A 22,379-nucleotide genomic window follows, 5' to 3' on the forward strand; every position below is an offset into this window, starting at 1 on the left:
CACGGTGAGCGGCGTGTCCGCCCAGGTGTCGGGGAGCTTGGTGGTTGCGACGTCGGTCGGGCGGGGAGTCTGCTGCTCGCCTATCACAGGTTGTGCCTCACTGAAGTTGGTCACCGGTCGGAGGAGAAACGGACGGCGGCGTCCGGCAGTTCAGCCTCGCACCACACCCGCACCCCTGCGCGAAGTTCGTTGTCAGCCCCCACGACGGCGCCGTCGCCGATGACCGCGCCCGTCAGCACCGTGCGCGTTCCCACCGAGGCGCCTGCGCCGATGAGGCTGGCGCTCACCACCGTGTCCGCGCCGAGGATCGCGCCGTCCAGCACGATGGAGCCCTGGACGACAGCACCCGATTCGATCCGGGCGCCGGCACCCACAACGGTACCGCCCGAGAGCTTGGCGCCCTCCGCCACCTCGGCACCGGGGAGCACGAGGGCCTCGCCGCGCGGGCCGGGGACGGCCGGGGAGGCGACGACGCCGCGCACCAGGTCGGCGGAGGCCTGGACGAAGGACTCGGGCTTGCCGAGGTCCAGCCAGTAGGTGTCCTCGGTGACGCCGTGGAGCTTGGCGCCGGAGGCGAGCAGGCCGGGGAAGGTCTCGCGCTCGACGGACACCGCCCGGCCGGCCGGGATGGAGTCGATCACGCTGCGGCGGAAGACGTAGCAGCCGGCGTTGATCTGGTCGGTGATGATCTCCTCGGGGGTCTCCGGCTTCTCGGTGAAGGCCAGCACCCGCCCGTCGGAGTCGGTGGGGACCAGGCCGAAGGCGCGGGGGTCCTCGACGCGTACGAGGTGCAGGGAGACGTCGGCGTCGGCCGCCTGGTGCGACTCGACCAGGCCGGCGATGTCGAGACCGGTGAGGATGTCGCCGTTGAAGACGAGGACCGGGGAGTCCGGGCCGCCCGTCAGGCGCTCGGCGGCGTTGCGGATGGCGCCGCCCGTGCCCAGCGGCTCGTCCTCGACGACGTATTCGAGGGTGATGCCGAAGTCGGAACCGTCGCCGAAGTAGGGCTCGAAGACCTCGGCGAGGTAGCAGGTGGCCATCACGATGTGCGTGACACCGGCGGCGGCGGCCCTGGCTATCTGGTGGGCGAGGAACGGGACGCCCGCTGCCGGAACCATCGGCTTGGGGGTGTTCACCGTCACGGGGCGCAGTCGCGTCCCCTGCCCGCCGACCAGCAGGATCGCTTCCGTCATTTTGTTCTCTCCCCAACCGGTTCGGGCGTACGAAGCTTCAAAGTTAGCCCATCCCGGGCGGTGCAAAGCCCGGAGGCGGGCCGTGCGGGCCGCCTCCGGCAACGTTCCGGTTACGGCGGGTTCCGCACTCCGGGCGGGCGCGGGGACCCGTTTGTCCCCTCTATATGTACGGCGTGCCGGCCGCGCGGCCGAAGACCCGCTGCTCAGCGGCGAAAGCCCGCCCGCGAGATCCGCCCGCGCCCCGCGGGCCGTGCGGGACGGCGGAGGGGCTCCTCCTCGGGCGGGGCGCCGCCGCCCGCCGGGGGCGTGCGGTCGCGGCCCGGCCGCCCGCTGGATCGGAATCGTTACAAAGGAGGGTGTACGGAAAGGCCCAGTCGCAACAGGTTCGACGCCGGGAGACCTGGCCATGTCTCCGCTGTTCCTCGGCAAGGACCCCCACACCGACGAGGACCCCTGTCCCACCGTCCGAGTGGACGACGAGACCGCTGACCTTGTCCTCCACGTGCGGAAGACGGATCAGGCGACCGAATTCGGCCCGATCCCGGACACGCAAGTACCACTCCAGGAAATGGGAAAGCCCCGGTTGCCTCGGGGACTCCAACGGAACACGGAGCTGAGGACGGCGGTTCGGTTAACCTTCCGCAGCCGACATGGAGTCCAGCACCGATCTGGTCTTGTCAGTCACCTCTCCACCCGCCTTGCCCGCCACGGTGCCCAAATAGCCGTCCCTGCGCGCCTTCTTCAAGTGGTCCTTGATCGTCTCCGGGCGCCGTCGGATCAGCCGGGCAAGCCATGGGACCGGAGCAGGGGCCCCACCCGCAGCCATGGCGGAGTAGGCCAGGGCCAGGGTCGCCAGGTAGCGCTCCGAAACGCCCTCCTCGGCCAGCAGGCGCCCTGCGGCCTCAGCCGAGGTGTCTAGCCGTTGCGTGAAGTCCTGGAGGCTCCTCTGGGCCTCTGGCGCCTTCTTGGCCAGCTGCGTGGCGGCAGCGATGTCCAGCCTCCGGAGAACGGTCGTGGAGACGCCTCGCACGACATCGCCGGGTTCGGCATCGTCGGCCGGTTGTACCGTCACCCGCTGCGGACCACCCGTGACGGGCCCCTCCGGCCACCACAGCCGGACCACCCAGCCCCCGTACTGCTGGGTGATCTCGTATCCACTCTCACCTGCTCGCATGCCCCTACCATACGCCACCCAGGGCGGTCCACCTGGTGTTGACAGCTGAGGGTGGCCAGCATGCAGACTGGTGGCAGGGGGGCAACCACGGACGGCACGGGGCGGCCCATTCACGACGGGAGAGGCCGGCACGTGGCAAGGGCATGGGTGGCGCGTTCCAAGGACGATCCGAAGAAATGGACGACGTTCTGGTACGACCCGGATGACGACCTGCGGCAGAAGTCGTTCGAGATGAAGAAGCGCGCTGACGAGCACCGGAAGCGGAAGGAGCAGGAGCTGGACGCAGGGGCCTGCCTGGACGACAAGCTGGGGAAGCAGCCGGTGACCGCGGTCTGGGAGCAATGGACGAATCAAAGGAAGCTGGAGAACAGCACCAAGAAGCAGTACCGATCGATCCAGAACACGACCCTCGAACCGTTCTTCAAGGCCCGCTCCATCGTCTCGTTGAAGGTCGCGGACATCGAGCAGTGGCTGTTGTGGATGGAGCAGAACCGCAAGCTCTCAGCTCGGACCCGGCGCCAGCGGTTCTCGTTCTTCTCCGGGATGATGGACTGGGCCGTGGTCAACGAGATCATCGAGCGCAACCCGTGCAAGAAGATCAGACACGCGGGCAGCCGAGCCAAGGAGCTCCGCGAGCACAAGAGCACCGCCAGGCGGCTGACGACTCGGGAAGTCCTGGCGATGCTCAACGGGGCCCCGCCCCGGTACCGAGCGATGCTCTGGCTCATGGCGGGATGCGGTCTGCGGATCGGTGAGGCCATGGCGGTCTCCCGTGATCAGATCGACTTCCAGGCCGAAGTCCTGCGCGTTGACTTCCAGATCACGGAGGACGGCAAATCCGAGTCCGGCAAGAACAGCGCTCTACAACGACGGCACATCAAGGCCCGGGACGAGGAGGAGCCTGGGCGCATCGTGCCACTCCCTCCGAATGTGGCGTTCGAGCTGCGCAGGCACATCAAGAACCACGGCATGTGGGGGCCGGAGCGCCTGCTGTTCCCCAACGCGACCCGCACCGGGTACGTGTACGCCTCGTACTTCTACCGGCAGATCTGGCTGCCCGCCCTGACGAAGGGCGAGGTGCCCTACTGCAAGCCGCATTCCATGCGGCACTACTACGGATCCCGGTTGCTCTATGCGGGCGTCCCTGAGAACGACGTGGCCGACTGGATGGGGCACAGCAGCACGGACGTGCTCCGCGAGCACTACCACTACATCTTCGAGGGGGCCGAGCAGCGCGGACGCACGGCCATCGCAACCATGCTGACGGCTGGTGCGAACGACCCCACGGGGCGGGGCGAAGTCGCCTGACCCGGCCCATGCCAAAGACCCCCGGCGCTATGCCGGGGGTCTTTTGTTTGCACAGGTCAAAGCCGGTTCGGACCTCATCGTCAGCCCAGGATCTCCCCAGCATGACGCCCAGGAGCGGCCCGGAACGGGCCCGAACGGTCCGAAAGCCGATCACGACTCCCGGGCGACACAAAGGGGCGCTGACCTGCGAAAACGCTACTAAGGAAGGTTCCTCGCCATGACGATTCGCTGGACTTGGTTCGTACCTTCATAAATTTGGGTGATCTTCGCGTCGCGCATCATGCGCTCGACCGGGTAGTCGCGGGTGTAGCCGTAGCCGCCGAGGAGCTGGACGGCGTCCGTGGTGACCTCCATGGCCACGTCGGAGGCGAAGCACTTGGCGGCGGCGCCGAAGAAGGTCAGGTCGCTGTCGACACGCTCCGACTTGGCGGCGGCCGCGTAGGTCAGCTGGCGGGCGGCCTCGATCTTCATGGCCATGTCCGCGAGCATGAACTGGACGCCCTGGAAGTCGCCGATCGGCTTGCCGAACTGCTTGCGCTCCTGGACGTAGCCCTTGGCGTAGTCCAGGGCTCCCTGGGCGATGCCGAGGGCCTGGGCGGCGATGGTGATGCGGGTGTGGTCGAGGGTCTTCATCGCGGTGGCGAAGCCGGTGCCCTCGGCGCCGATCATGCGGTCGGCGGGGATGCGGACGTTGTCGAGGTAGACCTCGCGCGTCGGGGAGCCCTTGATGCCGAGCTTCTTCTCGGGGGCGCCGAAGGAGACGCCCTCGTCGGACTTCTCGACGACGAAGGCCGAGATGCCCTTGGAGCGCTTCTCCGGGTCGGTGACGGCCATGACCGTGTAGTAGTCGGAGACGCCCGCGTTGGTGATCCAGCGCTTGACGCCGTTGAGCACCCAGAAGTCGCCGTCGCGGACCGCGCGGGTCTTCATGCCGGCCGCGTCGGAGCCCGCGTCGGGCTCGGAGAGGCAGTACGAGAACATCCCGTCGCCCTTGGCCAGCGGGCCGAGGTACTTGGCCTTGAGCTCCTCGGAGCCGGAGAGGATCACCGGGAGGGAGCCGAGCTTGTTCACGGCCGGGATCAGGGAGGAGGAGGCGCAGACGCGGGCCACTTCCTCGATCACGATCACGGTGGCGAGGGCGTCGGCGCCGGCGCCGCCGTAGGTCTCGGGCACGTGGACGGCGTGCAGGTCGTTGGCGACGAGGGCGTCGAGGGCCTCCTGCGGGAAGCGGGCCTCCTCGTCGACCGCGGCCGCGAACGGGAGGATCTTCGCCTCGCAGAGCGCGCGGACGGACTCGCGGAGCATGTCGTGCTCCTCGGCCGGGCGGTACAGGTCGAAGTCGGCAGAACCCGCCAAGATCTCTCACTCCCCAAGGTCACGCGCCGTGGAGCGGGCGACAGCCGTGTGTCGCTGTCGCGCGCCCGGCGCGGGATGCTAACTACCGTTAAGTAACCCAAATTCTAGTTCCCGGCGTCCGTGCAGCGATATGCGGCGCGTACGTGAGCTGCGTGACAGCCGGATGCTCCTGGGAACGTCCCCCCGGACCGGCCCGACTATGCTCGGGGCCGCAAACGGCCCCGCACCTCTGGAGCATCCATGGCCCCCCTCAAGATCACCGTGATCGGCACCGGCTACCTCGGCGCCACCCACGCCGCGGCCATGGCGGAACTCGGATTCGAGGTGCTGGGCCTGGACGTGGTCCCGGAGAAGATCGCGATGCTGGAGGCCGGCCGGGCCCCGATGTACGAGCCCGGCCTGGAGGATCTGCTCGCCCGGCACGTGGCGGGACTTCCCGGATCCAGCGGCCGGCTGCGGTTCACCCGGTCCTGGGAGGAGCTCGGCGCGTTCGGCGACGTCCACTTCGTGTGCGTGAACACCCCGCAGAAGCACGGCGAGTACGCCTGCGACATGTCGTACGTCGACGCGGCCTTCGAGTCGCTCGCCCCGCACCTGGACGGGCCGGCGCTGGTGGTCGGCAAGTCGACCGTGCCGGTGGGCTCCGCGGCGCGGCTCGCGGCGAAGCTGGCGGAGCTGGCCCCGGCGGGCGCGGACGTGGAACTGGCGTGGAACCCGGAGTTCCTGCGCGAGGGCTTCGCGGTGCAGGACACCCTGCACCCCGACCGGATCGTCATCGGCGTCCGGGGCGAGCGCGGCGAGAAGCTGCTGCGCGAGGTGTACGAGACCCCGATGTCCGAGGGCAGCCCGCTGGTGGTCACCGACTTCCCGACCGCGGAACTGGTCAAGACGGCCGCGAACTCCTTCCTGGCCACCAAGATCTCCTTCATCAACGCGATGGCGGAAGTGTGCGAGGCCGCCGGCGGCGACGTGGTCAAGCTGGCCGAGGCCATCGGCCACGACGACCGGATCGGCTCGAAGTTCCTGCGCGCCGGCATCGGCTTCGGCGGCGGCTGCCTGCCCAAGGACATCCGCGCCTTCATGGCCCGCGCCGGCGAGCTGGGCGCCGACCAGGCCCTGACCTTCCTGCGGGAGGTCGACTCCATCAACATGCGCCGCCGCGGCCACATGGTCGAGCTGGCCCGCGAGGCCGTCGGCGGCTCCTTCCTCGGCAAGCGGGTCGCCGTCCTCGGCGCCACCTTCAAGCCCGACTCCGACGACGTCCGCGACTCCCCCGCCCTCAACGTCGCCGGGCAGATCCACCTCCAGGGCGGCCAGGTCACCGTCTACGACCCCAAGGGCATGGACAACGCCCGCCGCGTCTTCCCCACCCTCGGCTACGCGGACTCCGCGCTCGCGGCCGCCCGCGGCGCCGAGGTCGTCCTGCACCTCACCGAGTGGCGCGAGTTCCGCGACCTCGACCCCGCCGAACTCGGCGCCGTCGTCACCGACCGCCTCGTCCTCGACGGGCGCAACGCCCTGGACCCGGCGCGCTGGCGGGCGGCCGGCTGGACGTACCGCGCGATGGGCCGGCCGCAGGCCTGACGCCATGACGACGACCAGCAGCCTCCCCGCCGGCCCGGGCGCCCCCGCCACGGCGGCCGCGCCCGCCTCGCACCGCCGGCGGACGTCCTTCGAAGCGGCCGCGCGCGGCCGCGGCGCCCTGCTCGGCATCGCCGCCTTCTGGCTGGCCAGCCGGGCCGCGATGCTCTGGATGCTCGTCAACGACTTCTTCAGCTCGAACCTCGTCCGCGTGGAGGTCACCGCGACCTACCACAACTGGTACGACGTCCTCTCGACCTGGACGCTGCCGCAGAACGACATCATGTGGCAGTACCCCCCGGCCGCGGCGGCGGTCTTCCTCTCCCCCGACCTGCTGCCGTTCCTCACCTACTTCCAGGCCTTCGTGGCCCTGACGGTGCTCTGCGACGGCGTGGTCCTGCTCGGCCTCGTCCGGGCGGCGCGCAGGAGCGACGGCAGCATGGCCGGCGCCCTGCTGTGGCTGGTGGCGCTGCCGATGATGATGGCGACCCCCTTCGCCCGCTACGACATCCAGGTCACCCTGCTCGCGGTCTTCGCGCTGCTCGCACTGCGCGGCCGCCCCCGGGCCGGCGGGATCGTCGCCGGCATCGGCGCGATGGTCAAGGTGTGGCCGCTGCTGACCCTGCTCGGCACCCCGCGCGGCAGGTCGACCCGGGACGCCCTCGTCGCGGCCGCGCTGTCCGGCGCGGCACTGCTCGCCGTCTTCGCGGCGCTGTTCAGCGACCCGCTCGGCTTCCTCGGCAACCAGGGCGACCGCGGCGTGCAGGTCGAGTCCCTCGGCGGCTCCGTGCTGATGGCGGCCCGCTTCCTGGAGCTGTGGCCCGGCCGGATCGACTTCCAGTACGGGGCCTTCGAGTACATCGGCCCGTACGTGCCGGACATCGCGCGGGCCTCGCTCGCCCTGACCCTGGCCGGCTTCCTGCTGCTCCTGCTGTGGCGCGTCCGGGCGAACCACTGGACGAGCGCGACGCCTTTCGACGCCGCGCTCTGCGCGATCATGGTCTTCACGGTCACCAGCCGCGTCATCAGCCCGCAGTACATGATCTGGCTGCTCGGTCTCGCCGCCGTCTGCCTGACCTCCAGGAACACCACCCAGCGCCCGGTCGCCTGGCTGCTCGTCGCCGCCAACGCGCTGACCACGCTGATCTTCCCGGTCTGGTACGCCGACATCCTCGCCACCAGCGCGCTCGGCACGGTCCTGCTGTGCCTGCGCAACGGCCTCCTGCTCTACGCCACGGTGTGGTCCGCGGTCCGGCTGTGGAAGGCGACCGTCCTGCGCGGGCGGGCGCCGGAGGCCGCCCCCGCTTAGGGCGCTCTGCGGTGCTGGGCGGCGCGGGCGATGAACTCCGCGTCTCGCAGCACCCTCTGGGCGTTGCCCCAGGTCAGCAGGGCCAGGTCGGATTCCGTCCAGCCCCGTTCCAGGAGCTCGGCGATCAGGTGCGGGTAGCCCGAGGGGTCCGTCAGGCCGGTCGGGCGGGGACCGCCCCGCTCGGCGCCGAAGGCCGCGCCGAGTCCGACGCACTCCGGGCCCGCGATGGCCCGTACGTGGTCCAGGTGGTCGGCCACCGCGTGCAGGGAGTCCCCGGTCCGGGCCATGTCGAAGGTGACCATCGCCAGGCCGTTCGCCGACCGCAGCGCGAGCAGCACCTCGTCGGTGGCGTTGCCCGGATGCGGGTTGAGGGCGGCGGCCCCGGTGTTCGAGACGATCACCGGCGCCTTGGACGCCGCCGCGAGCTGGCAGGCGGCGGCCGGCGGGCAGCCCGTCAGGTCCAGCAGCATCGCCAGCCGGTTCACCTCCTTGACCACCTCGTGGCCGAAGGCCGTCAGGCCCTCCTCGGCCCAGGGGGCTCCGGCGGGCGCGAGGATGCGCACGCCCAGCGCGTGGAAGGCCCGCAGCGCTCCGAGGGAGTCGGTGAGCGTACTGCCGGGGACGGGGCCGAGGAACGAGGCGATCCGGCCCCGGTTGCGGGCGTCGGCCATGTCGTCGGCGCTCAGCGCCAGGCACAGGCTGTCCGAGTAGCGGCGCATCAGGGACCGCGCCACGTCGATCTGTTCGAGGGTGTCCGACACCACCTGGTCGGCGGCGGCGTCCGCGCGCGGCCGGCCCGGGGGCACGAGCAGCGTCCAGAACTGGGCGCCGACCCCGCCGGCGCGGAGCCGCGGGATGTCGGTGTCGACACCGGTGTCCGGGGTGTCGATGTCGTGGTACGGACTCTGGCGCAGGGTCCAGACGAGGGTGTTGCACCCGTCCGCGACGGGATGGACGGCGAGCAGCGCGGCTGCGCGGTCGAGGGCGCCGCCCGTGAAGGCGGGGGCGGGGACGTCTTCGGCTCCGACGCCCACGGAGTGGGGTTCATCCTGCAGATCGGCCATGGCAGTGGCTCCGGTCTCGGCGGCAGCAGGGAGAGAAGATGCTGCCACCGTGACACGCGGGACGCCGGGGCCGCCCGGCGGATGTGGCGTTCGGGTGGTGTCCCGGTCCGCGAGCGGGCGGCACGGGGCCCGGGGCGGGCCCGGACCCCGTGCGCCGGGGCCGTCAGGGGTGGGCGTTGGAGGGGCCCCGGGTGGCCGAGAGGTCGCGGGACGCCGATTCCGCGTCGCGCAGCACCCGTACCGCGTTGGACCAGGTCAGCTTCGCCAGGTCGGCCCGGGACCAGCCGCGCCCGATCAGCTCCGCGATCAGGTTCGGGTAGCCCGACACGTCGTCCAGGCCCTCCGGGGTGAACGCGGTGCCGTCGAAGTCGCCGCCGATGCCGATGTGGTCGACGCCCGCGACCTCGCGCATGTGGTCCAGGTGGTCGGCGACGGTGGCGGCGGTGGCCACCGGGCGCGGTCGGGCCGCCTCGAACTCCCGGTGCAGGGCCATCGCCTCCGGGGTGGTGTCGAGGTGGTGGAAGCCGTGCGCGCGCAGGTTGTCGTCCGCGGCGAGGGTCCACTCGACGGCGGCGGGGAGGATGAACTTGGGCACGAACGTGGCCATCGCCACCCCGCCGTTGCCGGGGAGCCGCTCCAGCACGTCGTCGGGGACGTTGCGCGGGTGGTCGCAGACCGCGCGCGCCGAGGAGTGCGAGAAGATCACTGGCGCCCGCGAGGTGTCGAGGGCGTCGCGCATCGTCGTCGCGGCGACGTGCGAGAGGTCCACGAGCATCCCGATGCGGTTCATCTCGCGCACGACCTCGCGGCCGAAGCCGGTGAGGCCGCCGTGGCGGGGTTCGTCGGTCGCCGAGTCCGCCCAGTCGATGGTGTCGTTGTGGGTGAGCGTCATGTACCGCACGCCCAGCTGGTGCAGGGCGCGCAGGGTGGCGAGCGAGTTGTTGATGGAGTGCCCGCCCTCGGCGCCCATCAGCGAGGCGATCCGGCCCTCGGCGCGGGCCGCCTCCATGTCGTCCGCCGTCAGCGCGCGCACCAGCGAGCCCGGGTAACGGGTGATCAGCTGGTCGACGGCGTCGATCTGCTCCAGGGTGGCGCTGACCGCCTCGTCGCCGCTGTAGTCGGAGCGCACGTAAACGGACCAGAACTGGGCGCCGACCCCGCCGGCGCGGAGCCGGGGGAGGTCGGTGTGCAGGTGGTCCGACTGGTCGCCGGCGATGTCGCGCCGGTCGAGGTCGTAGCGGACCTGCTGGCGCAGCGCCCAGGGCAGGTCGTTGTGCCCGTCGACGACCGGGTACTCCGTGAGCAGCTCCCGGGCCTGCGCCAGCAGGTCCGCCGCGCTCACTTGCCGAACCCGAAGGAGTCCGCGCCCGCGACCTTCGTGCGCAGCCGCTTGCCCTTCTCGGTGGCCTGGTCGTTCAGCTCCTGCTGGAAGTCGCGCATCCGGCCGAGCAGCTCCGGGTCGTGCGCGGCCAGCATGCGTACGGCCAGCAGGCCCGCGTTGCGCGCCCCGGCGACGGAGACGGTGGCGACGGGGACCCCGGCGGGCATCTGGACGATCGACAGCAGCGAGTCCATGCCGTCGAGGTACTTCAGCGGGACCGGCACGCCGATGACGGGCAGCGGGGTGACGGAGGCGAGCATCCCGGGCAGGTGGGCGGCTCCGCCCGCGCCCGCGATGATCGCCTTCAGGCCCCGGTCTGCGGCCTGCTCGCCGTACGCCACCATCTCGCGCGGCATGCGGTGGGCGGAGACGACGTCGACCTCGTAGGGGATCTCGAACTCGTCCAGGGCCTGGGCGGCGGCCTCCATGACCGGCCAGTCGGAGTCCGAGCCCATGACGATGCCTACGACGGGGCCTGCGGGGGACGTGCTCATCCCGATCTCCTTGCGTGCGAATTCCCGGACTCGGCCGGGGTGGGAAATGCATCCACGGCCCGGAGCCGTACTGCGGCGATGTACCGCATTGTGATGCTGTGACCTGGGCTTGTGTTCGGATCATGTCCGCCCCTAGCGTCCGGGGCATGGGGGCTTCTTCCGTGAAGCGGGCGTTCAAGTACCGCTTCTACCCGAACGACGCGCAGGCAGCGGAGCTGACGCGTACGTTCGGCTGCGTGCGGAAGGTCTACAACCTGGCCCTCGCCGCCCGGTCCCAGGCGTGGGCGACCGGTCAAGGGCGAGTGGGCTACGCACAGACGTCGGCCATGCTCACGGCATGGAAGAAGACCAAGGAGCTGGCCTTTCTGGCCGAGGTGTCCTCGGTACCGCTCCAGCAGACGCTCAGGCACCTGCAGGCGGCGTACGTCCGGTTCTGGGGAAGGCAGGCGAACCACCCGCGCTTCAAGAGCAAGCGGAAGTCCCGGGCGAGCGCTGAATACACGCGCAGCGCCTTCCGCTACGTGGAAGGCCGACTGACGCTCGCGAAGATGGCCGAGCCGCTGGACATCGTCTGGTCCCGGCCCCTGCCTGACGGGGCGGTGCCGTCCACGGTCACGGTCTCCCGTGACCGTGGAGGGCGTTGGTTCGTGTCCCTGCTCTGCGAGGACACCCCGCCTCGAATGCCTGCCACGACGAACGCGATCGGCCTCGACTTCGGGCTGACGGCCCTGGTCACCCTCTCCACCGGAGAGAAGGTCCAGAACCCCAGGCCCGAACGCAGGGACCGGAAGCGCCTGGCGCGCGCCCAGCGGGCGCTGTCGCGGAAGGAGAAGGGCAGCCGGAACCGGGGCAAGGCCCGCACCCGGGTGGCGCGGCTCCATGCCCGGATCGCGGACCGCCGCCGTGATCACCTGCACAAGCTGACGACTCGACTCGTGCGCGAAAACCAAACGCTCGTGATCGAGGACCTCACCGTCCGCAACATGCTCAAGAACCGTGGGCTCGCCCGTGCCATCTCCGACGCGGGCTGGCGCGAGCTGCGCGGCATGCTGGAGTACAAGGCCGCCTGGTACGGGCGCACCCTGGTCACCGTGGACCGGTGGTTTCCCAGCACCCGCCTGTGCTCGGCCTGTGGGGCGATCGCAGGCACGATGCCCCTCAACGTCCGTGAGTGGACGTGCGTGCACTGCGGGACGGCCCACGACCGGGACGGCAACGCAGCGATCAATCTTCTGGCCGCCGGGCTGGCGGTCACTGCCTGTGGAGCGGGCGTCAGACCTCAACGGGAGTCCTCCTCTCGGCCGGGGCGGTCCGTGGTGAAGCAGGAAGCCCCACCCGCGAGGGTGGGAACCCCCTCCCGCTAGGGAGGAGGCAGGTCAATCGGTGATCGTTCCTCTGAGGTAGCCGGCTGCGTGACGTGCGCGCTCCAGCACATCGTCCAGGTCGTCGCCGTAGGTGTTGACGTGGCCGACCTTGCGGCCGTGTTTCACGTCCTTGCCGTACATGTGGATCTTCACCTGCGGGTCGTGCGCCATGCAGTGCAGGTACCCCGCGTACATGTCGGGGTAGTCCCCGCCGAGCACGTTCGCCATGACCGTCCAGCGGGCCCGGGGGCGCGGGTCGCCCAGGGGGAGGTCCAGGACCGCGCGGACGTGGTTGGCGAACTGGGAGGTGACCGCACCGTCCTGGGTCCAGTGGCCGCTGTTGTGCGGGCGCATGGCCAGTTCGTTGACGAGGATGCGGCCGTCGGTGGTCTCGAACAGCTCCACGGCCAGGTGGCCGGTCACGTCGAGCTCCTTGGCGATGCGCAGGGCCAGGGCCTGGGCCTCGCCCGCGAGGGCTTCGGAGAGATCGGGGGCGGGGGCGATCACCGTGTCGCAGACCCCGTCCACCTGGATGGACTCGACGACGGGGTAGGCCACCGCCTGGCCGTGCGGGGAGCGGACGATGTTGGCCGCGAGCTCGCGGACGTAGTCCACCTTCTCCTCGGCGAGGACCGGGACGCCCGCCTTGAAGGGGGCCTCCGCGTCCTCGGGGGTGCGGACGAGCCACACGCCCTTGCCGTCGTACCCGCCGCGCACCGTCTTGAGGATGACGGGGAACCCGCCGACCTCTTCCGCGAAGGCCGCCACGTCCGCCGGATCGCTCACGATCCGGTGGCGGGGGCTGGGCGCGCCGATCTCGTCGAGCTTGGCGCGCATCACCCCCTTGTCCTGGGCGTGCACCAACGCGTCGGGCCCCGGCCGGACGGGGATGCCGTCCGACTCCAGGGCCCGGAGGTGCTCGGTGGGTACGTGCTCGTGATCGAAGGTGATCACGTCGCAGCCGCGCGCGAAGGCGCGCAACGTCTCCAGATCGCGATAGTCGCCGATGACGACGTCGCTCACGACCTGGGCCGCCGAGTCCTGTGGGGTGTCACTGAGGATCTTGAATCTGATGCCGAGGGGGATACCCGCCTCGTGGGTCATGCGGGCGAGCTGACCGCCGCCGACCATGCCGACTACCGGGAACGTCACCTCTCCAGGGTATCCGCCGGTATTCCGCCATTCGGACGTGACCCTGGCGCGGACCCGCCGGTGGTCCCCGCGGGCCGCGTGTGCCGTGCGTCGCAAGGGGTGCCGGGGCGCGGACTCCCGGCACGGGGGACACTTAGCATGGTGTGGTTGACGAGATCGGGTGACGCGCCGCCGCGGGGCGACGACGACGGACAGGACTGAACCATCACATGAGCAGCACGCCGAACGCCGTACCGCTGTCCGAGCGCTTGCGCGGTCTGGCCCGGGAGGCCGTCAAGTTCGGGGCGGTCGGCGGAGCGGGCGTCCTGGTCAACTTCGGCGTCTTCAACCTGCTGCGCAACACGACCGACCTGCAGACGGTGCGCGCGAACGTCATAGCCATCGTGGTCGCGATCATCACGAACTACGTGGGGTTCCGCTACTTCACCTACCGTGACCGCGACCTGGGCAGCCGGCGCCGCGAGATGCTCCTCTTCGTCCTGTTCAGCGGGATCGGCATGGTCATCGAGAGCGGTGTGCTCTACGTCGGCACGTACGGCTTCGGCTTCGACAGCTCGCTCGCCAACAACGTCTTCAAGTTCGTCGGCATGGGCGTGGCGACCGTGTTCCGCTTCTGGTCCTACCGGACCTGGGTCTTCAAGGCCCTGCCCACGCCGGCCGCGCACTCGCTGGTCGTCGAGCAGCGCGACGGGCACGAGGACGACGCGACCCCCCGCACCCCCGAGCCCGCGGCCAACCAGGGCTGACGGCTGACGGCTACCTGACCGTACGCTCCGGCTCCGCGCGCTCCGGGGCGGTGCGGCTGAGGAAGAGCGCGAACACCGGCGGCCGGCTCTGGAGGAGTTCCAGACGGCCGCCGTCCGCTTCCGCGAGGTCCCGGGCGACGGCCAGGCCGATGCCCGTGGAGTTGCGGCCGCTGATGGCCCGCTCGAAGATCCGGTTGCCGAGGTCGGGCGGGACGCCGGGGCCCTCGTCGGTGACCTCGATGACGGCCTGGTTGCCGGTCACGCGGGTGCGCAGGGCGACGGTGCCGCCGCCGTGCATCAGCGCGTTCTCCACGAGGGTCGCCAGGACCTGGGAGACCGCCCCGGGGGTGCCGACGGCCCGCATGCCGGTCTTGCCGGAGCGGACCACGGCGCGTCCCGCGCTGCGGTAGGCGGGCCGCCACTCCTCCACCTGCTGTTTGACGACCTCGTCGAGGTCGAAGGGGACCGCCGAGCCGGTCCGCGGGTCCCGGGAGTTCGTCAGCAGCCGCTGGACCACGTCCGTGAGCCGCTCCACCTGGGTGAGGGCGATGCTCGCCTCCTCCCGTACGGTCTCCAGGTCGTCGGTGACCGTGATCTCCTCCAGCCGCATCGACAGGGCGGTGAGGGGGGTGCGCAGCTGGTGGGAGGCGTCGGCGGCCAGGCGCCGCTCGGCGGTCAGCATGCGGGCGATCCGCTCGGCGCTGGAGTCCAGCACGTCGGCGACCCGGTCCAGCTCGGGGACCCCGTAGCGCTTGTGCCGGGGCCGCGGGTCGCCCGAGCCGAGCCGTTCGGCGGTCTCGGCGAGGTCGGTGAGCGGGGAGGCCAGCCGGTTGGCCTGGCGCACGGCGAGCAGTACGGCCGCCACGACGGCCAGCAGCGCCACCGCGCCGACCACCGCCAGGGTCCGCCCGACCTCCTTGGTGACGGTGGCGCGGGACTCCTCGACCACCACGTGCACGCCCAGCTCGCCGCGCGCGGTGCCGCGGATGACGCTGTCGTCGATCCGGTCGCCGACCTCGACGACCGGGCGGCCGGGGATGGTGATGCGGGCGTACGTGCCGAGGTCGAGCTGCTCGGCGATGGCGCCCGCGTCGACGGGCTTGTGCTCCAGGGCGTCCGCCTCGACGATGCCGAGCAGCCGCAGCGCCTCGGAGCCGATGCGGTCCTGGGCGCTGCTGGTGATGGTCCGGGTCTCCACGATGACGAGGGAGACCCCGAACACGGCGATCACGACGAGGACCACGGCGAGCGTGGAATTGATCAGGCGGCGGCGCATGCCTAGAGGATGCCCGATGCCCCGGAGGGCGGGCGCCCGTCCTGGTGGACGGTCAGCTCTTCTCGAAGCGGAAGCCGACGCCGCGCACGGTGGCGATGTAGCGCGGGTTGGCGGCGTCGTCGCCCAGCTTCTTGCGGAGCCAGGAGATGTGCATGTCGAGGGTCTTGGTGGAGGACCACCAGGTGGTGTCCCAGACCTCGCGCATCAGCTGGTCGCGGGTGACGACCCGGCCGGCGTCGCGGACCAGGACGCGCAGCAGGTCGAACTCCTTGGCGGTGAGCTGGAGCTCCTCCTCCCCCATCCAGGCGCGGTGCGACTCGACGTCGATGCGCACGCCGTGGGTGGCGGGGGCCTGGCTGGCCTCGTTGGCGCCGCGCCGCAGCAGGGCCCGTACGCGGGCCAGCAGCTCGGCGAGGCGGAAGGGCTTGGTCACGTAGTCGTCGGCGCCGGCGTCGAGGCCGACCACGGTGTCGACCTCGTCGGCCCGGGCGGTCAGCACCAGGATCGGGAAGCCGTGGCCTTCGGCGCGCAGTCGCCGGGCCACCTCCAGGCCGTCCATGCCGGGCAGGCCCAGGTCCAGGACGACGAGGTCGACGCCGCCCTGCAGTCCGGCGTCCAGGGCGGTGGGGCCGTCCTCCCGGACCTCGACCTCGTACCCTTCCCGGCGCAGGGCGCGGGCGAGGGGTTCCGAGATGGATGCGTCGTCCTCGGCGAGCAGTACACGCGTCATGTGGGTGATGGTAGTCCGCGGCGGCTGGAAGCAGGCGCTTGCCCGCACACCCCTCTCGAACTGGGGTTATGGACTACTATCCGCCTTCGAACTTGATGGATCGGTTCCCCGGAATCCTGTGATCCATATCTCAAGGGCTTCCATATGCGGCGGTGTCCTGTCGTATGGTGGCGAGACGCCTGATGCACTACTCAGGGGATCTTTGTGCCGAAATCCGAGCCAAAGACCTCAAATTCTGCTCTGGTCGGTTGGTTCCGGCCCAGATGACAGTGAATGACCTATGGGCCGGGCCCGGCGCGCGAGGAGGCGCGCAGGGCGTGGATCCCGGTAGCGACTGCCCCTTCACCCCCTCACTACGGGGGACGAAACCCCAGGGCGTGGGGTGGGACGACCGCCGCCGGTGCCGGCTCGCCCCCCACCGGGCGCTGAACAGCTCACGAAGCCAAGCGTCCCGAGCAAGCAAGGATCGACCATGGCTTCCAGCCTGACGAAGGATTCGGCGACTCCGGCGCCTGAAAAGACCTTCTTCGGACACCCCCGTGGCCTGGCCACTCTGTTCATGACCGAGATGTGGGAGCGTTTCAGCTTCTACGGCATGAAGGCCCTGCTCCTCGTCTACCTGCTCTCCGGTGGCCCGGATGCCAAAAAGGGCAGCATGGCCGGCGGCATCGGGATGGACGAGGGCACGGCGATCACCGTGTTCTCCATCTACGCCTCCATGGTCTACCTCCTCGCCCTTCCGGGCGGGTGGCTGGGTGACCGCGTCTGGGGTCCCCGCAAGACCGTGACCATCGCGGCCGTGACGATCATGTCGGGTCACGTGGTCCTCGCCCTGCCGGGCGGCGCGACCTTCTTCGTCGGCCTGGCCCTCGTGGCCATCGGTTCCGGTCTGCTGAAGGCCAACATCTCCACGATGGTCGGCCAGCTGTACAAGGACGCGAACGACCCGCGCCGTGACGGCGGCTTCACCATCTTCTACATGGGCATCAACGCCGGCGCCTTCTTCGCTCCGCTGGTCATCGGCACCGTCGGGCAGAAGGTCAACTGGCACCTCGGCTTCGCCATGGCCGCGGTGGGCATGGGCATCGGCCTGGTCGCCTTCCTGCTGGGCACGAAGAACCTGAACCCGGTCAGCTCCGTCGTCCCGAAGCCGCTGTCGGCCGACGAGCGCTCCGCCTGGATCCGCAAGATCGTCGCCGTGGTCGCGGTCGTCGCCGTGTTCTACACCGCCGTGGGCATGGCCGGCATGTTCACCAAGGCCTGGGCGACCATCCCGCTGACCGTGATCGGCCTGATCGTGCCGACGGGCGTGCTGATCCGCATCAAGCGCGACAAGGACCTCAACCGGTCCGAGCAGTCGAAGATGACCGGCTACATCTGGTTCTTCGTCGCGGCCGCGGTCTTCTGGATGATCTACGACCAGGGTGCCTCCACCGTCCAGTCCTTCGGCGAGACCAAGGCTGCCGGGTCCCTGCTCGGCTTCGAGTTCCCCTCGTCCTGGTACCAGTCGCTGAACCCGCTCTTCGTCATGGCTCTGGCCCCGGTCTTCGCCTGGATCTGGCTGTGGCTGAACCGCAAGGGCAAGGAGCCCTCGACGGTCGGCAAGTTCGCCGCGGGCCTGTTCGTCATCGGCGTGTCGTTCTTCTTCTTCCTGGTCCCGATCGCCCTGGCCGCCAACGGCCAGGCCGTCAGCCCGATGTGGCTGGTCGGCATCTACCTGATCATGACCGTGGGCGAGCTGTGCATCTCCCCCGTCGGCCTGTCGGTCACCACGAAGATGGCCCCGGCCAAGTACGCGTCGCAGATGATGGGCGTGTGGTTCCTCGCGGTCACGGCCGGTGACTCCATCACCGGCCTCCTGTCCGACCCGGCGGTGTTCGCCGTCGACCTGAACGGCACGGTCGCGGTCGCCATCGAGGCCACCCTCGCCGTCCTGGCCGGCGTCGCGGTCTTCATGTACCGCAAGAACGTCAAGGAGCAGATGGGCGAGGTGCGCTGAGGCACCGGCCCCATAGGGGCGGCCCCGCACACCGGAAGGTGTGCGGGGCCGCCCCTTTTGGTTCCCCGACAATCCCGGGAGATATCCGGATGGCCAGCTCCGGACCGAATTCATTCACACCCCGGACGGATTACCCGAATCGAAGAATTGGGCCCTGAAAGTCAGGCGCCCTTCACTTCGGAGGAAGACCCGACCAGGAACGCCTTGAATCCGCAGCCGACGGAGACCGCCGAGCCCGTGGTGGCCCAGTCGCTGCGGAAGGTCCGCCGGACGACGTGCTCGCGCGCACCCTGGACGATGTCACAGGTGATCACAGCGCGGTGGGCGGCCCCCGAGGGGAACCGGCCGCTGCAGCGGGACGTGGCGGTCGGACGGCCGAGCTTGTCCAGGCTGGCGGTGGCCTTGCAGCCGCCGTCGATACCGCCCGTCGGCGCCGCGGAAGCCGCGGGCGCACCGAGCAGGGCCATCGCCGACGCGGCAGTGACTGCGATGACTACAGACTTGAACTTCACTTGTTACCCCGTACTTTGAGCTCTTGCCGTTCAACGGCGGAAACGGATGACATTCCCATGGGATGGAGGATGCACACCCCGTAGGCCTCATCACGGGAGGACGTTACTCGCCGGTTGGATCACCAACAAATGTTTAATTGTCACGCATCGGGGGCGGTAATAGGGGCCCGATTCCGTCCCGGTCTCGCGGCACCGGCGAAGCCCGAGTGCGCACCCTCGGACAGAAGGGTGCGCACTCCCCCGTCACCGGGAGGGGCTAGCGGGTGCCGCGCAGGCGGCGCCACGGGGTGAAGGTGAAGACCGCGCCGCCGAGCAGGATCACGGTGCCGGCGACCAGGCCGAGGGCCTTGAGGCCGCCGTCGTCGTCGGCGCCGGTCTCGGCGAGGCCGCCCGCCGCGGCGGCGGAGCCGCCGGAGGCCGCGGCGCCCGAGGTGGTGGAGCCGGAGCCGCCCGGCTGGGCGGTGGTGTCCAGCTCCAGGGAGACGCCGCTGCTGGACGCCTTGCAGGGCACGTTGATCGGGGTGGAGCCCGGGGCCATCGTGACGTCGATCGTCAGCTGGTCGGGGCTCAGCGTCACCTTGCCCGACTTGCCGGGCTTGTAGGTGCCCGTCATGTCGCTGAGGCTGACCGGGGCCTTGTCCGGGATCGGCTCGGCGTTGGCCGGGCCGGTGACCTTGACCGTGCCGCTGTCGGCGCCGCCGAGCTTGATGTCCATCGAGGGCTTGAGGGCCCCCGCGGGCAGCGCCATGGGGGCGGCCATGGCCCCCTTGGCGGTCTTGACCGTGAGGTCGAAGGCGCCGCTCGCGTTCTTCTTGGCGTTGACCGTGACCGGGGTCTTGATGCCGCCGGGGACGACCGCGCCGCAGTCGTAGGCCACCTCGACCGCCTTGCCCGGGAAGTCGGTCTGGCCGCCGCTGCCGCCGGAGCCGCCGCCGGAGCCGCCCGTGGTGGTGGCACCGCCGGTGGTGGCGCCCCCGGTGGCCGTGCCGCCCGTCGTCGTGCCGCCGGTGGTCGTGCCGCCGGTGGTCGTGCCGCCGGTGCCGCCGCCGTCCGTCACGTCGATGACCGCCCCGCCCTTCACCTCGCCCACCGGGGCGCACTTGGTGACGAAGGTCCCGAAGGAGAAGGTCACCGCGACCTCGTACTTGCCGGGGGTCACGGTGATCTTGCCGGCCTTGGTCAGCTTCAGCTTGCCCTTCATGGTGGACATCACCATGGGGGCCTTCTTCGGGATCTCCGGGTTCTTCTTCTCCCCGACGACCTTGACCTCCCCTCCCCCGCCGCCGACGGTGAGCCAGCCGGTGGGCTGGACCGAGTCCTTCGGGATCACCATCAGGTCGGTGTTGTTCGAGGCCGGCTTCACCGTCTCCCACGACACGTCGACCTCGTCGCCGACCTTGGCCGAAGCCGGTGCGGTGATCTTGGCGGTGGTCTCGCCCTCCACCGGGTCGCCGCCGCCTGCCGGCGGTACGCACTTGACCTTGAACGTGGCTTCGGCGGCCTGGGCGGGGGATGCCGCCACGGCGATACCCGCGCCGCTGAGCAGCAGCGCGACCACGGCCGCGCTCGCCCTCCGTTGGGTCTTCACGATGGTCCTTTCGTCGTCGGACTGTGATCGGACGGTGCGGATGTCTGTGGGGGCCCCGCGTCCCGCGGCTGCGGGGTGAACCACGGGAGGGCCGGCGGCCGGTCCCCGGCGGAGCCGGCGGCGGTGACCCCGGGCAGGCGGGCGGTCGCCGCCCAGGCCGGGTCCGGGGCGGCCTTCGGGCCCCGGTGGCGGCCGGGGGCGCCCGCGCGGGGGCGGACCCGGTCGACGACGGCCATGCCCGCCCGGAAGAGCGCCGTCGGGATGACCACCAGCAGCAGGCCCCAGAAGAGCAGCACCCCGTACGGGCGGTCCACGCCCCAGGGCTGGGCGGCCAGGACCGTGTCCCCGTACTTGAGGGAGACGGTGTAGTCGCCGTGGGCGCCCGCCGGCAGGGCCACGTCCAGCGCGACCTCCGCCTTGCCGCCGGGCGGGATCGTCCCCTTCCAGCGGGCCTCCTCCCACACCGGGGCGAAGACCCCCCGCGCGGTGCCGAGCTGGAAGACCGGGTCCTTGACCGGGGCCGAGCCGAGGTTGCCGACGGTGGCGGTGAACTTGCGGCCGGGCGGGGCGCCGAACCAGGTCAGCACCCCGTCCCCGCCCGCCAGCCGGACCCCCGTCAGCATCGCGAGGCGGGCCGTGCCGGACTCGGCGGGCAGGTCGGCCACCGGATGGCCGGTGATCCTGAGCGGCACGGCCACCGTGGACTGGTCCCCGTTGACGGAGGTCACGTTGACCACGCACGGGCAGGGCTTGGGCGGCTCCGCGACCGGCAGCCGGGCGGTGAACCGGCCGTCGTCGGTGACGGAGACGGCCGTGCCGTCGGCGTTGGCGCAGCTGTTGGTGCCGCCGATCATGTTCTGGCCGCAGACCAGCAGCATGACGAGGGTCTTCGGCCGCCAGCCGGTGCCGGTGACCGTGATCTCGGTGCCCTTGGCCGCCTCCTGGAGGGAGAGCGCCGCGGCGGGCTTGCCCTCGGCCGCGGCGGCCGGGGCGGCCGCCGCGAGCAGCGGGAGCAGGGGGAGCAGGGCCAGGGCGAGGGCCGCCAGGGCCGCGCCGAGGGGGGATGCGGCCTTCGCGCCGGCCGTGCGGCTCACCTGGGTGCTCCCGTCAGCTCCGTCAGCTCGTGCTCATGCTCGTGCTCGTGCTCGCGCTCGCGCTCGCGCTCGTCCGCTGCCGCGTCCTCCCGGGCCGGCGCCTGCGCCACCGCCGTGCGCCGCAGGTGCCGGGTGCGCCGGGCCCGTACGAGGAGCAGTGCGGCCAGGGCGGTCCCCGCGAGGGCGAGCAGGGCGCCGGCGGCCAGGCCGGCGGTGCCGCCGGGGGCCAGCCAGGCCCCGGCGGTGGCGGTGGCCGGGGCGGCGCCGGGGGCGGTGGCGGTGAGGGTGACGGCGACCCGGTCGAGGGCGGGCGCGTCGGGCCAGGGTTCGCTCAGCCGGGCCCGCCGGCCGGGCAGCAGCTCGACGGGCAGGGCGCGGGCGGGCCGGCCGGCCGGCTCGTGCAGGGTGCCCTCGGCGCTCAGGGCGAGTTCGGGGGTGAGGGTCACGTTGCCCCGGTTGACCAGGGTGTAGTCCACGGTGGTGCCCGCGCCGTGGCCGCGTACGGAGACGTCCTCGACGGTGAGGGCGGCCACGGCCGGGCCCCCGACGCGCAGGTGGATCCGTACGCCCGCCTCGCGGCCGGGCCCGGTGGCGACGACGGCGGCCGGGTGGTCGCCGGGCGGGGCGGCGGGCGGCACGGTGACGGTGAAGGGGACCACCGCGCGGGTGCGGGGCGGGAGCTTCACGGTGGCGGAGCCGCCGAAGCTGATCCACGATCCGGCGCCGGAGGCCCCCGGCGCGGCGGGGCGCACGGCGAGGGCGCCGTCCGGGGCGTTGTCGGCGTCGGCCCCGCGCAGGGTGACGGTGTACTCGCGGTCGCCGGGGTTGTCGAGGGTGAGGCGGTCCTCCAGGACGGTGCCGGCGGGGCCCGCGAGGTAGAAGTACGGGCGCGCCGGGCCGGGGCGGGCGCCGGCGGGCGCGGCGGTCCAGGCGGGCGCGGCGGGCTCGTCGGCGGCCGCGGCCGGGGCGCCGTACAGGGCCGCGGCGGCGAGGAGCGCGGCGCCGAGCCGCCTGCGGCCGCGTCGTCCGGGTATGGGGGGCACGGGCGGGCGCTCCGT

19 protein-coding genes are annotated in these 22,379 nt (G+C 71.3%); 6 read left to right on the plus strand and 13 right to left on the minus strand.

Annotated features, from left to right (window positions below):
* Positions 1 to 110: 110 nt before the first annotated feature.
* Both ACQKM2_RS30330 and ACQKM2_RS30335 read right to left on the minus strand, forming a co-directional pair.
* Positions 111 to 1,193, minus strand: a complete 1,083-nt coding sequence (locus tag ACQKM2_RS30330) for a sugar phosphate nucleotidyltransferase (protein WP_427715255.1) — start codon at positions 1,191 to 1,193, stop codon at positions 111 to 113.
* A gap of 631 nt (positions 1,194 to 1,824) precedes the next feature.
* Positions 1,825 to 2,367: a hypothetical protein gene (locus ACQKM2_RS30335; protein WP_427715256.1), complete on the minus strand. Its 543-nt coding sequence runs from the start codon at positions 2,365 to 2,367 to the stop codon at positions 1,825 to 1,827.
* A gap of 132 nt (positions 2,368 to 2,499) precedes the next feature.
* Here ACQKM2_RS30335 and ACQKM2_RS30340 point away from each other — a divergent pair, with 132 nt between their 5' ends.
* Positions 2,500 to 3,675: a tyrosine-type recombinase/integrase gene (locus tag ACQKM2_RS30340; protein ID WP_427715258.1), complete on the plus strand. Its 1,176-nt coding sequence runs from the start codon at positions 2,500 to 2,502 to the stop codon at positions 3,673 to 3,675.
* 198 nt (positions 3,676 to 3,873) lie between these two features.
* On the opposite strand, the gene ACQKM2_RS30345 is transcribed toward ACQKM2_RS30340, so the two are convergent.
* Positions 3,874 to 5,031 (minus strand): acyl-CoA dehydrogenase family protein, encoded by a 1,158-nt coding sequence (locus tag ACQKM2_RS30345; RefSeq protein ID WP_365146144.1) that lies wholly within the window; start codon positions 5,029 to 5,031, stop codon positions 3,874 to 3,876.
* 240 nt (positions 5,032 to 5,271) lie between these two features.
* Between ACQKM2_RS30345 and ACQKM2_RS30350 the strand changes: the two genes are divergently transcribed.
* Positions 5,272 to 6,615, plus strand: coding sequence for a UDP-glucose dehydrogenase family protein (locus ACQKM2_RS30350; protein WP_427715261.1), 1,344 nt, complete (start codon positions 5,272 to 5,274; stop codon positions 6,613 to 6,615).
* A 4-nt stretch (positions 6,616 to 6,619) separates the two neighbouring features.
* Positions 6,620 to 7,921 carry a glycosyltransferase family 87 protein gene (locus ACQKM2_RS30355; RefSeq protein WP_427715264.1) on the plus strand — a complete coding sequence of 434 codons (1,302 nt, stop codon included), beginning with the start codon at positions 6,620 to 6,622 and terminating at the stop codon, positions 7,919 to 7,921.
* Here the strand turns inward: ACQKM2_RS30355 and ACQKM2_RS30360 are convergent.
* From ACQKM2_RS30360 to purE, 3 genes are all read right to left on the minus strand, one after another.
* Entirely contained in the window at positions 7,918 to 8,985 is a 1,068-nt protein-coding gene (locus tag ACQKM2_RS30360; RefSeq protein WP_427715266.1) for a membrane dipeptidase, read from the minus strand. The two genes, ACQKM2_RS30355 and ACQKM2_RS30360, sit on opposite strands and share 4 nt — an antisense overlap.
* Before the next feature lie 163 nt (positions 8,986 to 9,148).
* Complete coding sequence (locus ACQKM2_RS30365) at positions 9,149 to 10,327, minus strand: dipeptidase (protein ID WP_427715269.1); 1,179 nt, start codon at positions 10,325 to 10,327, stop codon at positions 9,149 to 9,151.
* On the minus strand, positions 10,324 to 10,860 hold the full coding sequence (gene purE / locus ACQKM2_RS30370; protein ID WP_427715270.1) for a 5-(carboxyamino)imidazole ribonucleotide mutase: 537 nt from the start codon (positions 10,858 to 10,860) through the stop codon (positions 10,324 to 10,326). The genes ACQKM2_RS30365 and purE overlap by 4 nt, the downstream gene beginning before the upstream one ends.
* Positions 10,861 to 11,006: 146 nt before the next feature.
* On the opposite strand from purE, the gene ACQKM2_RS30375 reads away from it, so the two are divergent.
* Entirely contained in the window at positions 11,007 to 12,224 is a 1,218-nt protein-coding gene (locus ACQKM2_RS30375; protein WP_427715272.1) for an RNA-guided endonuclease InsQ/TnpB family protein, read from the plus strand.
* 12 nt (positions 12,225 to 12,236) lie between these two features.
* On the opposite strand, the gene ACQKM2_RS30380 is transcribed toward ACQKM2_RS30375, so the two are convergent.
* Positions 12,237 to 13,376: a 5-(carboxyamino)imidazole ribonucleotide synthase gene (locus tag ACQKM2_RS30380; protein WP_427715275.1), complete on the minus strand. Its 1,140-nt coding sequence runs from the start codon at positions 13,374 to 13,376 to the stop codon at positions 12,237 to 12,239.
* Between the two features lie 209 nt (positions 13,377 to 13,585).
* Between ACQKM2_RS30380 and ACQKM2_RS30385 the strand changes: the two genes are divergently transcribed.
* On the plus strand, positions 13,586 to 14,122 hold the full coding sequence (locus ACQKM2_RS30385) for a GtrA family protein (RefSeq protein WP_427715278.1): 537 nt from the start codon (positions 13,586 to 13,588) through the stop codon (positions 14,120 to 14,122).
* 10 nt (positions 14,123 to 14,132) lie between these two features.
* Here ACQKM2_RS30385 and ACQKM2_RS30390 read toward each other — a convergent pair whose 3' ends face one another.
* A complete protein-coding gene (locus ACQKM2_RS30390; protein WP_427715281.1) occupies positions 14,133 to 15,398 on the minus strand; it encodes an ATP-binding protein in 1,266 nt (421 codons plus the stop codon).
* A 52-nt stretch (positions 15,399 to 15,450) separates the two neighbouring features.
* On the minus strand, positions 15,451 to 16,128 hold the full coding sequence (locus ACQKM2_RS30395; protein ID WP_125816630.1) for a response regulator transcription factor: 678 nt from the start codon (positions 16,126 to 16,128) through the stop codon (positions 15,451 to 15,453).
* A 472-nt stretch (positions 16,129 to 16,600) separates the two neighbouring features.
* Between ACQKM2_RS30395 and ACQKM2_RS30400 the strand changes: the two genes are divergently transcribed.
* Positions 16,601 to 18,127, plus strand: coding sequence for a peptide MFS transporter (locus ACQKM2_RS30400; RefSeq protein ID WP_427715285.1), 1,527 nt, complete (start codon positions 16,601 to 16,603; stop codon positions 18,125 to 18,127).
* Between the two features lie 161 nt (positions 18,128 to 18,288).
* Here the strand turns inward: ACQKM2_RS30400 and ACQKM2_RS30405 are convergent, their stop codons facing one another.
* From ACQKM2_RS30405 to ACQKM2_RS30420, 4 genes are all read right to left on the minus strand, one after another.
* Positions 18,289 to 18,639 carry a hypothetical protein gene (locus ACQKM2_RS30405; RefSeq protein ID WP_427715288.1) on the minus strand — a complete coding sequence of 117 codons (351 nt, stop codon included), beginning with the start codon at positions 18,637 to 18,639 and terminating at the stop codon, positions 18,289 to 18,291.
* Between the two features lie 256 nt (positions 18,640 to 18,895).
* Positions 18,896 to 20,227 (minus strand): hypothetical protein, encoded by a 1,332-nt coding sequence (locus ACQKM2_RS30410; protein ID WP_427715289.1) that lies wholly within the window; start codon positions 20,225 to 20,227, stop codon positions 18,896 to 18,898.
* On the minus strand, positions 20,224 to 21,321 hold the full coding sequence (locus ACQKM2_RS30415) for a hypothetical protein (RefSeq protein WP_427715292.1): 1,098 nt from the start codon (positions 21,319 to 21,321) through the stop codon (positions 20,224 to 20,226). Before ACQKM2_RS30415 ends, ACQKM2_RS30410 begins: the two co-directional genes overlap by 4 nt.
* Positions 21,318 to 22,364, minus strand: coding sequence for a hypothetical protein (locus ACQKM2_RS30420; RefSeq protein ID WP_427715293.1), 1,047 nt, complete (start codon positions 22,362 to 22,364; stop codon positions 21,318 to 21,320). Before ACQKM2_RS30420 ends, ACQKM2_RS30415 begins: the two co-directional genes overlap by 4 nt.
* Between the last annotated feature and the right edge of the window lie 15 nt (positions 22,365 to 22,379).

The organism is Streptomyces sp. NPDC004126 (assembly GCF_050275515.1).
GTDB lineage: Bacteria > Actinomycetota > Actinomycetes > Streptomycetales > Streptomycetaceae > Streptomyces.